This window comes from Rhodococcus sp. 15-649-2-2, assembly GCF_002258645.1.
Classification (GTDB): Bacteria; Actinomycetota; Actinomycetes; order Mycobacteriales; family Mycobacteriaceae; genus Rhodococcoides.
The window spans coordinates 38,725-52,214 of record NZ_NPFM01000016.1 but is presented as its reverse complement, the minus strand read 5'-3'; the positions used below and the strand labels follow the sequence as shown (position 1 = coordinate 52,214).

Below are 13,490 nucleotides of genomic sequence, written 5' to 3'. Positions count from 1 at the left end.
TGTGATCAGTGCGAGCTGCGCATGCGTTCGATCACGCCTGCGATGAAGTCCGAAATGGTATCCAGATCCTGCAGATATGACCAGTAGTCGGGATGGGTACCCGTCAGCGCTGTGCTCGCCCTGTCGATCCGGGCGAGCTGAGCATCCAACACCGAGCCCCATTCGGCAACCAGGCCACGATTGATCGCGAGTTGTTGAGCGTCACGAAGTTTGAACCGCACTTTGTTCTCGGTCTCTTTCGGGTCGGCCTTCACCGCGCGCAGCAGACGAACTCGGTCGGTCACCGCGTCGACCAGATGTTCGGCATCGCTCAGGTGTTGGCGCGCCTGGGTCACCAGATCCAGCGACTGCTCGGGATTGCCTGCGTCGAGCGCCGAACGCGCCGCGCGCAGATCCTCGTCAGCCTGCTCGATGTGTCGCGCACTCGACCGTTCGTTGCGCGAAAGATCAGCCGAGCTCTTGGCATTGAACTCGCGAAGCAGGCTCGAGAAGGCCGGGGCGATGCCCTCCGATCGCGTTCGGACGGCTTCGATTCGAGTGCGTACCGAGGACAGTGCGGTCCTGGCCTCCTGAAGTCGTCCGGGGGCCGACTCCACTGCCGCGCGTAGAGCTGCGGCTCGTTCGCGCACCTGGGCGGCGTGCTCGCGTGCGCGCAGAGGATCGCGCTGATTGCTCTGCAATTGCGTTGTTGCCGAATCGAGTTCGCGCCAAGCCAGACGCAGTGACGGGTACCCGGCGTACTGCTCGTCGACGGTGGCGCGGGCGGCATCGGCCTCGGTCAGTGCGTCGTGCACCAGGCGCGGCGTGGCCGCAAACTGAGCGGAGGCCTGCTCGAGGGTACCGCGATGGGCGTCGTAGAACCGGTCGACCGCCGCGCTGGCATCGTGCAGTAGTCGGGTCGCGTTGTCGAAGGCCGATCTGGCAGCAGCCGTGGTGATTCCGTCGAATTGATCGGTTGCGGTGAGGTAGGCGGCCCCGGCGTCGAAGCACTGCTTCTCGGTGTCGGCCCATCGGGCTGCGAGTCTGTCCTCGGGGCGCAAGGCGGTGGAGGCCTCGACGCCTGCCGACGCAATGGACTGACGCTTGTCCATATCGAGGAAGGCGGCGACGGCGTTGTCCTGGGATCGGCGCGCGGAGGCGTCGGATTCTGCTCCTCTGCGGAACACCCCAGGCCAGCGACTTGTCACCTGCTCGATAGTACTGACGGGAACCCTGGCGATGTCGCAGTCGTTGGCGGAGTACGTCCAAGAACCGGACATTCCCACTACGGTTGTACCCGTAACGGGAAACCATTTGCGAAAGGACCTCTCCATGGGCGTCAGCCTCAGCAAGGGTGGCAATGTCTCGCTCACCAAAGCAGCTCCGAACCTCACGGCAGTCGTGGTCGGACTCGGGTGGGACATCCGCACGACGACCGGTACCGACTTCGATCTCGATGCCAGCGCAATCGCGCTGAACTCGACGAAGAAGGCCCTCAGCGACGGACACTTCGTGTTCTTCAACAACTTGAAGTCTCCCGACGGCTCCATCGAACACACCGGAGACAACACCACGGGTGAGGGCGACGGAGACGACGAGCAGATCAAGGTCGATCTCGCCGCTGTGCCGCCGGAGATCGAGACCATCACCTTTCCCGTGTCGATCTACGATGCGGACGCACGCTCGCAGTCGTTCGGTCAGGTGCGCAACGCTTTCATCCGCGTCATCAACCAGGCCGACAACTCCGAGCTCGCTCGCTACGACCTCAGCGAGGATGCCTCCACCGAGACCGCCATGGTGTTCGGTGAGCTGTACCGCAACGGCGCGGAGTGGAAGTTCCGCGCAGTCGGTCAGGGCTACGCATCCGGCCTCGCAGGCATCGCCCGTGACTTCGGAGTAAACGTCTAGTCAAGACTCTCCCAAGATTGGGGATACCCCCGCTTCATCGTTCATGATGGGCGGGGGTTTTTCCGTATTTGTCTGCCCCGACCGGTCGCTCCTGCCGGCTCCGCTCCTAGCCAGAAGGGCCACGCCTGTGGTTGTGAAGATCTTCGGATGGTCGATCGCGGTCACCATCGTCTCCGTCATCGTGGCTTTCCTCTACGGCGGGATCGAGGCGATGATCCTCGTCCTCATTCTCGGCGTGCTCGAGGTGTCCCTGTCCTTCGACAACGCCGTCATCAACGCCACCGTGCTGCGACGGATGAGTGAGTTCTGGCAGAAGATCTTCCTCACCATCGGCATCGTCATCGCCGTGTTCGGTATGCGGCTGCTCTTCCCGTTGGTCATCGTCTGGGCTGCCTCCGGTCTCGGTCCGGTGGCCGCGATCGACCTCGCGCTGAACCCGCCGCCGAACGACGCGGCGTACTTCGACGACGGCCGACCCAGCTACGAAACGTTGCTCACCGACGCGCACCCGCAGATCGCAGCGTTCGGCGGGATGTTCCTGCTGATGCTCTTCCTCGGCTTCATTTTCGAGGATCGCGAGATCACCTGGCTGAGCTGGTTGGAGAAGCCGCTCGCCCGAATCGGTCGCCTCGATCAGCTCTCTGTTGTCGTCGCGGGCCTGCTATTGGTCCTGAGCGCTGAATTCCTCGCCGACGACGACAAGATCTCCACAGTCATGGTCTCCGGCGTGCTCGGCATGATCACATACATCGCGGTGAACGGTCTCGGCGAGCTGTTCCACGTCGAAGAAGAGGGCGAAGAGTCGTCGGGTGGACCCAGCGAACTGGCAAAGGCGACGGGTAAGGCCGGCTTCTTCCTGTTCCTTTACCTCGAAGTGCTCGACGCCTCGTTCTCGTTCGACGGCGTCATCGGTGCCTTCGCCATCACTGCGGACCCGATCATCATTGCGCTCGGCCTCGGCTTCATCGGCGCGATGTTCGTCCGCTCGATCACGGTGTTCCTCGTGCGCAAGGGCACGTTGTCCGACTACGTGTACCTGGAGCACGGCGCACACTGGGCGATCGGCGCGTTGTCGGTCATTCTGCTGGTGTCCATCGGCATACACATCAACGAGCTGATCACCGGCTTCGTGGGCATCCTGTTCATCGGAGCTGCTCTGCTGAGCAGTATCCGACGCAACAAGCGCCTCGAGAAGGAAGGCGTGGAGACCTCGGTCAGCGTCTGATCTGTGGGTCCGCTGTGGTCCGGATACGCCGGGTCACAGCTCCGAGATATCCACCAGACCGTCCTGCAGGGCCCGTGCCACCAGACCTGCCTTGGTCGGGGCCGGTCGTCCGACCGAGGTGTACTTGGCCCGGATGCGGGTGAGGTGGGTGTTGACGGTGCCGAGCGAGAGAAACAGAGCTTTCGCAACCTCGGTCTTCGAGTCGTGTCGAATCCAGCAGAGAAGCACCTCGATCTCACGGCCGGTGAGGTCGGGCCGCGGCGGGAACGGGCTCGAGGGCATCGGGACGGGGTGTATCTGCATCGCCGGCGGAACCAGGCTGATGGGACCCCGTGTACCTCGCGTCGTCGGGACTGCCGAGTCGTTCGTGGAGGGCAAGGGTTCGAGCAGTGCAGACATCAAAATCTCCCGGACGCCGAAGTGGTTGAGACCGACTAAACCAATGTGGACGATTCTCACAGGTAATGCTCAGGTTTTCTGCCCTGATTTTCAGGGGCATTGAAACATCAACCGTCGCGGCAGCGTCTCACGGCAGTACGACAGACTCGCGTCCATCGGCGTCGAGCTCGATTCGCACATCCTTTCGCGAGTCGCTGACCAGTATGGACGCAATCTTTCCGCGCCCGGGAGGCAAGATCCGAGCGGTCGCCACTCCTCCCTCCGCACCCCGAAGGGCAGTGGAAACGGCGATGCTCACCCGCTCCGAAATTGTGGGATGAACCACAGCCGGCATCAATCCCGTGGTCGTAATTCGGGCATCGGCAACCAACCGTCTTCGACCGCTCGCTTGTACAGGTCGGTTTTTGTCGGTGCCGGACGCCCGGCCTCGGCGTACTTGTTCCGAATGCGGACGAGGTAGTCGTTGACCGTCTGCTCGGACAGTCCGGCGAGACTGGCTACTCGGGCCGCCTTCTCCCCCGACGCATACAGCGCGAGTACCTCGCGCTGGCGGGGACTGAGACCGACATCGGGTAGCTGCGGATCACCGTCGATTGCGGCGGCCCAATCCGTCGTGACCACCTGACCGCCGCTCGCGGCGCGCCTGATCGCCGAGACGATCGCGGCCGCGGGCGCCGACTTTCGCACCACACCCAGTACGCCGGCGCGGGCAGCCGAGCGCACCAGAAATGCGTTCTCGGCACCGGTGTAGACCAGTACGCGGGCACCGGCGGCGTGCAGTTGCTCCACGTTCGAGCGAGGGGACGAACCGTCACCCAGCCGAAGGTCGAGAACCACCAGATCGAGTGTCTGCCGCTGTTCGAGCAGTTCGCCCACGGTGGCGGCGATGGACACCAATTCGAGGTCGGGTTCGTCCGCAAGCATCGCCTGAAGGCCGAGAGCCACCGATTCGTGGTCCTCGACCAGACCGACGCGTCGTACGTCGGCCCCCTGCTCGCTCGCGTCCCCCTGAGAATTCGACACCTGTGTCATGTCCCCGCCCCGCCCTAGGTACTACTGCCCCGGTGATGTCGTCAGCGATATCGTTGCTGGTCGGGGGGATATTACAGACGGCTGGTCGGTTTCGCCCGGGAATGGGACGCGCATCCGAGCCCGGATGAACAGCACGAAGAACACCACCAACAGCAGTGCTCGGCCCCATACCCCGACGAGGACGAAAAACTCCTCGTTCTCGGCGTCGGCACCCGAGGCGAGCGCAGCGAAATACTTGAAGACGCCGATTCCCATCGACAGATCGACGAGCAGATACGCGCCGACGAGTCCCCACGGAACCCGAAGCAGAACCAGGAACGGCAGCAGCCACAGCGTGTACTGCGGCGAGTGCACCTTGTGCAGCAGCATGAATCCGCACAGCATCGATCCACTGACCGCGACCCACGGATAGGTACCGTCCACCTTTGCGCGACGCCAGCCCAGCCACAGCGCGAGAGCGAAGGCGACGAACACCAGTAGCGGCGACGCGACGTCCACCACGTCCTGGAAAGACGCCTCGGCCTCGGCGTAGGCATCGGGAGTCATCTGGTCGCTGATGTAGAAGTGGCGCAATCCCCAGTACCAGATGGAGTTGGTCGTCAGGTCCGCCTGCCGGAGCGACTGGAACGTGAACGACGCGCGCCACCCCTCGTAGCCCAACACTGCGAACGGCAGATTCACTGCGATCACGGTGCCGATCGCGGCGCCGGCGACCGTCAGACCGCCGCGGATGTCCCAGCGGCCTTTGACTGTGTCGGCGGACTCGCGCCCATCGACTCCCCTGGTGACCACGTACGCAATCAGTGGCAGCACGAATGCACCGGGATAGAGCTTGAGGCAGAAGCCGATAGCCAACAGCACCGACGCGAGAACAGCTCGCCGTCGCAGTGGCATCGGCAACGTCATGACGAAGACCGCGCCGACGGCGGCGGCGACGACGGGCAGTTCCCAGTTGTGGAAGGCGTACATCACCAGCGGCGGGCCGATCGACCACAGCAGTGCCGACCAGCCGGCCATCCTGCCGAGCATCCACGCGGTGACCAGACCGAAGGGCGCGAGAATCAAGGCCGACGTCAGCAGAAACTGCGCGTCGGTATGCGCGGGAATGGCACCCAGCCACATCAGCAGGCCGCTGAGAACGGGGTACTCCACCGTTCCCCCGGTGAGGATTCCGTCGCTGGTGATGGCCCCGTGGATGTACGGGAAGATGTGGTTGTCGATATCGCGACCGAGCCAGAGAAACTGAATGTCCGAGTAGCAGACCGAGGAATCCTTGATCGCGTCGAACATCGTGCTGCGACCCGATGCGTCGAACGGCGCGACCGCGCAGCGGGCTTTGTTGAGATATCCGAGAATCAGTCCGAGTGCAGCCATCGTGACGACCACGACGACCGTCATCGGATTGGCGCGGACCCCGGATCGCATGACGCAAGACTATGACGCGCGAACGTCGGCCCGTACGCCCAGCAGGAATTAGCAGGTCAGCGCCCTGTCGTGTATCTTCGAGGGGTTGCTGACGCAACGACCCTCCTGCCACGGATAGTCCGTGGCCGTTTTCACTAGTCCACAGGAGGTGATGAGGTCTTATGCGTCATTACGAATTGATGGTCATTCTCGACCCCAATCTGGACGAGCGCACTGTCGCTCCGTCGCTCGATACGTTCCTCAACGTCGTTCGCAAGGATGGCGGCACCGTCGACAAGGTCGATGTGTGGGGCAAGCGTCGTCTGGCCTACGAAATCCTCAAGCACGCCGAGGGCATCTACGCCGTTGTGAACCTCAACGCCGAGCCTGCCACCGTCAGCGAGCTGGATCGTCAGCTCGGACTCAACGAGTCCGTGTTGCGTACGAAGGTCCTGCGACAGGGCAAGTAATTGTCGTTGCCCGCCTCTAGGCTGGCATCTACAACGCTTACTACTGAAAGAGGAACCATGGCAGGCGAGACCGTCATCACCGTCATCGGAAACTTGACGGCTGATCCAGAACTTCGATTCACCCCCGCCGGTGCGGCGGTTGCCAACTTCACGGTTGCATCCACGCCGCGCACATTCGATCGTCAGACGAACGAATGGAAAGACGGCGACGCGCTCTTCATGCGCTGCAACATCTGGCGCGAGGCAGCGGAGAACGTTGCCGAGAGCTTGACCCGAGGCTCGCGAGTGATCGTGAGCGGACGGTTGCGGCAGCGTTCGTACGAAACGCGTGAGGGTGAGAAGCGGACAGTCGTCGAGCTCGAAGTCGACGAGATCGGACCTTCACTCCGCTACGCCACCGCAAAGGTCAACAAGGCCAACCGCGGTGGAGGTGGCGGCGGAGGCGGCTTCAACTCCGGCTCCGGCTCCGGTTCCTCCGGCGGATCGAGCGGCGGCCGCTCGAACTCCTCGTCCAATTCCGGTTCCGGCGGAGACGATCCCTGGGGCAGTGCTCCAGCGGCATCGGGCTCCTTCGGCGGACGTGGCGGAGACGAAGAGCCACCGTTCTAGATCCTTCGATCGAGAACAACCAGATGTAACGGAGAAAGACCCATGCCCAAACCGCCATTGCGCGACAAGGTGCTCAAGAAGAAAGCGTGTTCCTTCTGCAAGGAGAAGAACGCGTCGATCGATTACAAGGACACGACGTTGCTGCGTAAGTACGTCAGCGATCGCGGAAAGATCCGTGCTCGCCGTGTCACCGGCAACTGCGTCCAGCATCAGCGTGACGTGGCCGTTGCCGTGAAGAACTCGCGTGAGGTAGCACTGCTGCCTTACGCCGCGACGGCTCGATAGAAAGGGGCGATTGGTATGAAACTGATCCTCACCGCTGATGTGGACAACCTCGGTGCGCCTGGCGACACCGTAGAGGTCAAGGACGGCTACGGCCGTAACTTCCTGCTGCCCCGCGGACTGGCCATTCAGGCCACCCGTGGAGCTCAGAAGCAGGTCGACGGCATTCGCCGCGCTCAGGAAGCTCGTGCCGTCCGCGGACTCGAGCACGCCAACGAGCTCAAGCAGGCCATCGAAGGCCTCGAGGCCGTCACGCTGTCCGTCAAGACCGCGGGCGACTCGGGCAAGCTGTTCGGCTCGGTCACCGCGTCGGACGTCGCTTCCGCGCTCAAGGCTGCCGGTGGCCCGGTTGTCGACAAGCGCAGCATCGATCTGCCGAAGGCACACGTCAAGAGCACGGGCAAGCACGACATCGTCGTGAACCTGCACCCCGACGTGACCGCCAAGTTCAAGCTGGAGGTCGTCGGAAGCTGATTTCGGCTTTCGGCCCAGTACGGCTGCAGAAAAGCCCCGCGAACCACGGTTCGCGGGGCTTTTTCGTGTCTTCTCACAAAGATCAACTGTCGCAATGGGTTCCAATTTGTGAAGCATCTCTCTAGATGACATCTTTAGCCAGGGTTTGCGTAGCCTTTACGTGGGGGCGACATTCGACGCCGGAACACGATCGACCGACCTGACGCCTAGACGCCCGGAGGACCTGCCGTGACAACGACAGCAGAGCACGACTCAGAACCCAGCCCGAAGACCCGATCCGAGCCACCGTCTCGGATCGGGTCGATAATGAAGTACGACCTCCCGGCCTCCCTGGTCGTTTTCCTTGTGGCAGTGCCACTTTCGATCGGCATCGCCGTCGCCTCCGGCGCCCCGATCATGGCCGGCCTCATCGCCGCAGTGGTCGGCGGCATTCTCGCGGGCATCCTCGGTGGATCACCATTGCAGGTCAGCGGTCCCGCCGCGGGTCTGACGGTGGTGGTTGCCGAGTTGGTCAACCAATTCGGCTGGGGCATAACGTGCGCTATCACGGTTCTTGCCGGTGCTGTGCAGATCCTGTTGGGAATGAGCCGAATTGCGCGTAGCGCTCTGGCGATCTCGCCGGTGGTGGTACATGCCATGCTCGCCGGAATCGGCATAACCATTGCGCTGCAGCAGATTCACGTCCTCCTCGGTGGTGAGTCCGAGAGCTCGGCCGTGCAGAATATCCTCGCAATTCCCACGTCCGTCGCGAACGGTCAATGGCCGTCGATCATCGTCGGCGGAATCGTTGTCGTGCTCATGTTCGCCTGGCCGCGCTTGGCCGAGCTGTCCAGCGTGTTGGCGAAGGTCGCCAAGGTTCCCGCCGCACTGGTCGCAGTGGTCACTGCCACTGCCGTCTCGATCTTCTTCTCCCTGGACGTCGAGCGAATCGAATTGCCGGGCAACCTGATCGAATCGCTGAGCTTCCCGATCATGCCCGACGGGCAGTGGAGCGCGTTTGTCACCGGCGTGATCACCATTGCGCTGATCGCCAGCGTCGAGAGCCTGCTCTCCGCGGTTGCCGTCGACAAGATGCACAGTGGTGAGCGCACCAACTTCGACCGAGAATTGATGGCACAGGGCGCGGGCAACATGGCCTCGGGTGCCATCGGCGGTCTGCCGATCACCGGCGTCATCGTGCGCAGTGCCACGAACGTCAAGGTCGGTGCCAAGTCTCGAGCGTCGGCGATTCTGCACGGCGTGTGGATCTTGATCTTCTCGGTGCTGTTCATCTCGATCGTCGAGCTGGTCCCGTTCGCTGCACTCGCGGGTCTGTTGGTGATGATCGGTGTGCAGCTGATCAAGTTGGCGGACATCAAGATTGCGAACAAGACCGGTGACATCGCAGTCTATGCGGTGACGGTCGTCGGAGTGGTGGCACTGAATTTGCTCGAAGGCGTGCTCATCGGATTGGCTCTGTCGATCATTCTGGTGCTGCGTCGTGTGGTGTGGGCCAACGTCCGCGCGGAGGAAACGGTCGACGGTACCTGGCGCGTCACCATCGAGGGTTCGTTGAGCTTTCTCGCGCTCCCGAGACTGACGCACGTGCTGTCCACCGTCCCTGCGGGAACAGACGTCACCGTGCGCTTGGGTGTCGACTTCCTGGACCACGCCGTCCACGACGCGTTGAACGAGTGGGTGCGTCAGCACGAACTCGGCGGTGGCACAGCGAAAGTCGAGGAAGTGGGTACGGCGTCGATGGCTGCCGCCGCCGAGGGTCCACCCAAGCGTGGGTCCGCGACGGTACGCAGTTCGTTGGCTCCGTGGCGCGCCTGGCAGCTCAAGAGCGATGATGCGCAGGAGGATTCGCCTGTAGCGCTACGGGCTGTGATGAGCGGAGTGGCCGAATACCACCGCACCCATGCACCCAACATCCGTCCCCACCTCGAGGGGTTGACCGACAGCCAGGATCCGGACACGCTCTTTCTCTGCTGTGTGGATTCGCGCGTCATGCCGAACACGATCACCAGTAGCGGGCCGGGTGATCTGTTCACGGTCCGGAACATGGGCAACCTCGTTCCCGCGAAGGGTCAGGATTGCTCGGTGGAGGCCGCGCTGGCGTTCGGTGTGGATCAGCTGGGCACCTCGTCGGTGGTGGTGTGTGGACACTCGGGCTGCGGTGCCATGAAAGCGGTGCTGAGTGGGCCGGAGAATGCCGCCGACGAGTCCGTGGCGGAATGGCTGGGTCACGCGGTGGCGAGCTTGGACGCGTACCGCAGCGGGCACGTGGTGGGTCGCCAGGCCGCAGAGCTCGGTTTCGGCGAAGCGGATCAACTCGCCATGGTGAACGTGGCCGTGCAGTTGCAGACGCTCACTCGTCACCGCGTGGTCGGCCGCGCCAACGCCGAGGGACGCCTGCACATCACCGGGCTGTTCTTCGACATTCCGACGGCCCGGGTGCTCCAGATCGGCACCAAGGAGGTCACGGTGCTGGATCCGGCCGACTGCCCACAGAAGAGTCATGTCTGACATCTGATCAGCGGCGAAGAGGGGCCCGATTCCAAGCCTGGAATCGGGCCCCTTCTGCTGAAACGGGCTGATGGTTTGTTTCTGTGATCATTCCCAGCCCGTGTGACCTAGTTCACCCTGGGGTTCACCTGGCATTTACTCAACACGCCCGAGCTGTCAATTCGGACGACACGCCGATCCAGAATCAATGCACAGGAAGAAAACTTTATGTACACCCCTCGACCAGGCTGAACCGTCGAAACGGTGAAAGTTATACCCAGGTTATCCCCAGGTGGTCAACACCGTTGTTCAAGCTCATACACATTTCGTCCACAGCTTCATCCACAGGCTGTGTTGTGACTACTGCCGATAGCGCTTAACGTCCGTGCAGCGTCTCTCTCGATGCCGCGCAAAGGCGACGAGACGGCGTGAATCCGGTGTCGATCAGTACCTGTCGGTGCCCGGGGGTAGAACTTGCTGGAGCGCACGGCCGGGTGGTACTCGGCGGTGTTGACGACTATTGGGGAGAGGACGGCCGGTTCGCGTGGCAGTTGTGGACGATCGAGGACAGTCCGACTACTCCGGCTCCTCCTCCAGCGAGGGTCCTGGTGAGGATTTCGGTCGCCAACCCCCGCAGGACATGGCCGCCGAGCAGTCCGTCCTGGGCGGAATGTTGCTGAGCAAGGACGCCATTGCCGACGTGCTCGAGGTACTTCGGCCGGGTGATTTCTATCGGCCGGCCCACCAGAACGTCTACGACGCGATTCTCGATCTCTACAGCCGCGGCGAGCCCGCCGACCCGGTGACCGTCTCGGCCGAGCTGGATCGACGCGGGGAGCTCAAGCGCATCGGCGGTCCGCCGTACCTGATCACGCTGACCCAGACGACGCCGACGGCGGCCAACGCCGGGTACTACGCCGAGATCGTCGCCGAGAAGTCGATTCTGCGCCGCCTCGTGCAGGCCGGCACCCGCATCGTGCAGTTCGGCTACGCCGGAGCGGATGGCCAGGACGTGGCCGAGGTCGTCGACCGCGCGCAGGCCGAGGTGTACGAGGTCACAGAACGCCGCACCTCCGAGGACTTCCTGCCCCTCGAAGAGCTGCTTCAGCCCACGATGGACGAAATCGACTCCATCGCCAGCCGTGGCGGTATATCCCTCGGTGTACCAACAGGATTCGCCGAACTCGACGAAATCACCAACGGCCTTCACCCTGGTCAGATGATCATCGTCGCTGCGAGGCCTGGCGTTGGTAAGGCGCTCGCTCTCGACACGCCGCTTCCGACGCCCGACGGCTGGACCACCATGGGCGAGGTGGCCGTGGGTGACCACCTCATCGACGCCCATGGCATGCCGACGCGTGTCGTGGCGGCCACGGACGTCATGCTCGATCGACCGTGCTACGAAGTCGAATTCTCCGACGGCACAGTCATCGTCGCCGACGCGGAGCACCAGTGGTTGACCGAGACCAGGGCGTCACGCAAGTCGGCGCAGGCTGCGGCCGTCAACTACAACCGGACTCGCAATCAGAAGACCTTCGCTGCTGTGCGCACCACCGAAGAGATCGCGAACTCGGTGCGCTGCCCGACGAAAGATGCACGCATCAATCACTCGGTCACCAATACCGAGGCTGTTCAGCTGCCGGAGCGTGAGCTTCTGGTGCCGCCGTACACCATGGGTGCTTGGCTGGGAGATGGAACGTCGGCCTGCGCGCAGATCACCAGCGCTGACCCTGAAATCATCGCCCGAATCGAAGGCGAAGGCCTGCACGTGGTGGCGTCGGAGAAAGCCGCACTCCGATACTCGATCAAACTTCCTACCGAGGTTGTCGAGGCAAAGGACTGTGTCGTCTGCGGCAAGCAGTTCGTGCCGTTTCCGCTCAATGTCCGTACCTGCGGCCAATCGTGCGGCGGCAAAGCGCGTTTCATGTCCGCTCCGGTCGCTGCACCGACGTGCATCGACTGCGGCAAGGTGACGACTGGTTTGCACCGCTGTCAGGCATGCCGCAACTCGATCGGGACCGTGCAGGCGCGTCTACGGACGATCGGTGTATTGGGCGACAAGCATGTACCCATCGACTACCTCCGCGGTTCCGAGGCCCAACGGCGTGCGTTGTTGGCGGGTCTGCTCGACACCGACGGCACTGTCACCGGGGGCGGCTCGGTTCAATTTGCGGTCACCAGTGAACGACTCGTCCGTGGGGTGCGTGAGCTGATCGTCAGTTTGGGCTATCGCGTGCAGATGTCGACCAGGAGTGTGCGGGGTCGGAGCGAAGCGTCGTCGACCGCATTCACGTTGACGTTCGCGACGGACGATGTGGTGTTCGGTCTGCACCGGAAGCAGATGCTGCACAAGGAACGTCGAGCTGCGGGGTCCACCGTGCGGTCGGGATCCCGATTCATCGTCGACGTTCGTCGGGTCGATTCGGTTCCGGTTCGTTGCGTGGAGGTCGACAACGCGGAGCACCTCTATCTCGCCAGTGAGTCGATGATCCCGACCCACAATTCAACGCTGTCAATGGATTTCATGCGTTCGTGCTCCATCAAGCACGGCATGCCCAGTGTCATTTTCTCCTTGGAAATGAGTCGCACCGAGATCGTCATGCGACTGTTGTCCGCCGAGGCGAAGATCAAGCTCGGCGACATGCGTTCGGGAAAGATGACCGACGACGACTGGACCAAGCTTGCCCGTCGAATGAGCGAGATCAGCGAAGCACCGCTCTTCGTCGACGATTCGCCCAACCTGACCATGATGGAGATTCGCGCCAAGGCGCGTCGCCTCAAACAGCGCAACGGCCTGAAACTCATTGTGGTGGACTACCTTCAGCTGATGTCGTCCGGCAAGAAGGTCGAATCCCGTCAGCAGGAGGTCTCGGACTTCTCCCGTCAGCTCAAGCTTCTCGCCAAGGAACTCGAATGCCCGGTGGTCGCGGTCTGCCAGCTCAACCGTGGTCCTGAGCAGCGAACCGACAAGAAGCCGATGGTCTCCGACCTCCGTGAGTCCGGCTCACTGGAGCAGGACGCCGACATGGTGATTCTGCTGCACCGCCCCGACGCCATCGAGCGCGACGACCCCCGCGGCGGCGAGGCCGACCTGATTCTCGGCAAGCACCGTAACGGTCCGACCGCGACAATCACTGTGGCACACCAGCTTCACCTGTCGAGATTCGTGGACATGGCGCGAGGCTAGGGCCGACAGCGCTGGGTCGCGTATTCTCTCTGAG

12 protein-coding genes are annotated in these 13,490 nt (G+C 62.8%); 8 read left to right on the top strand and 4 right to left on the bottom strand.

Annotation, left to right across the window (positions count from 1 at the left end; translation table 11 throughout):
- Positions 1-5 precede the first annotated feature (5 nt).
- Positions 6-1,091 (bottom strand): hypothetical protein, encoded by a 1,086-nt coding sequence (locus CH305_RS08005; RefSeq protein WP_032379426.1) that lies wholly within the window; start codon positions 1,089-1,091, stop codon positions 6-8.
- A gap of 220 nt (positions 1,092-1,311) precedes the next feature.
- Between CH305_RS08005 and CH305_RS08000 the strand changes: the two genes are divergently transcribed.
- On the top strand, positions 1,312-1,887 hold the full coding sequence (locus CH305_RS08000; protein ID WP_027495074.1) for a TerD family protein: 576 nt from the start codon (positions 1,312-1,314) through the stop codon (positions 1,885-1,887).
- Positions 1,888-2,014: 127 nt separating this feature from the next.
- Positions 2,015-3,112 (top strand): DUF475 domain-containing protein, encoded by a 1,098-nt coding sequence (locus CH305_RS07995; RefSeq protein ID WP_037152033.1) that lies wholly within the window; start codon positions 2,015-2,017, stop codon positions 3,110-3,112.
- 33 nt (positions 3,113-3,145) lie between these two features.
- On the opposite strand, the gene CH305_RS07990 is transcribed toward CH305_RS07995, so the two are convergent.
- The 3 genes from CH305_RS07990 to CH305_RS07975 all read right to left on the bottom strand — a co-directional run bounded on the left by CH305_RS07990 (position 3,146) and on the right by CH305_RS07975 (position 5,968).
- Entirely contained in the window at positions 3,146-3,394 is a 249-nt protein-coding gene (locus tag CH305_RS07990) for a response regulator transcription factor (RefSeq protein ID WP_242640242.1), read from the bottom strand.
- Between the two features lie 450 nt (positions 3,395-3,844).
- Positions 3,845-4,543, bottom strand: coding sequence for a response regulator (locus tag CH305_RS07980; RefSeq protein ID WP_094703343.1), 699 nt, complete (start codon positions 4,541-4,543; stop codon positions 3,845-3,847).
- 21 nt (positions 4,544-4,564) lie between these two features.
- Complete coding sequence (locus CH305_RS07975) at positions 4,565-5,968, bottom strand: glycosyltransferase 87 family protein (RefSeq protein ID WP_094608888.1); 1,404 nt, start codon at positions 5,966-5,968, stop codon at positions 4,565-4,567.
- Positions 5,969-6,129: 161 nt separating this feature from the next.
- On the opposite strand from CH305_RS07975, the gene rpsF reads away from it, so the two are divergent.
- From rpsF to dnaB, 6 genes are all read left to right on the top strand, one after another.
- The gene (rpsF, locus tag CH305_RS07970) at positions 6,130-6,417 is read left to right on the top strand and encodes a 30S ribosomal protein S6 (RefSeq protein ID WP_008711385.1); all 288 of its coding nucleotides are present in this window, start codon (positions 6,130-6,132) and stop codon (positions 6,415-6,417) included.
- 57 nt (positions 6,418-6,474) lie between these two features.
- Entirely contained in the window at positions 6,475-7,026 is a 552-nt protein-coding gene (locus CH305_RS07965; protein ID WP_032378699.1) for a single-stranded DNA-binding protein, read from the top strand.
- 42 nt (positions 7,027-7,068) lie between these two features.
- Entirely contained in the window at positions 7,069-7,311 is a 243-nt protein-coding gene (rpsR, locus tag CH305_RS07960; protein ID WP_008711381.1) for a 30S ribosomal protein S18, read from the top strand.
- Between the two features lie 15 nt (positions 7,312-7,326).
- Complete coding sequence (rplI, locus tag CH305_RS07955) at positions 7,327-7,782, top strand: 50S ribosomal protein L9 (RefSeq protein WP_032378698.1); 456 nt, start codon at positions 7,327-7,329, stop codon at positions 7,780-7,782.
- A 228-nt stretch (positions 7,783-8,010) separates the two neighbouring features.
- Positions 8,011-10,290, top strand: a complete 2,280-nt coding sequence (locus CH305_RS07950; protein ID WP_032402764.1) for a bifunctional SulP family inorganic anion transporter/carbonic anhydrase — start codon at positions 8,011-8,013, stop codon at positions 10,288-10,290.
- A gap of 523 nt (positions 10,291-10,813) precedes the next feature.
- Positions 10,814-13,456 carry a replicative DNA helicase gene (dnaB, locus tag CH305_RS07945; RefSeq protein WP_037152024.1) on the top strand — a complete coding sequence of 881 codons (2,643 nt, stop codon included), beginning with the start codon at positions 10,814-10,816 and terminating at the stop codon, positions 13,454-13,456.
- Positions 13,457-13,490: the final 34 nt, after the last annotated feature.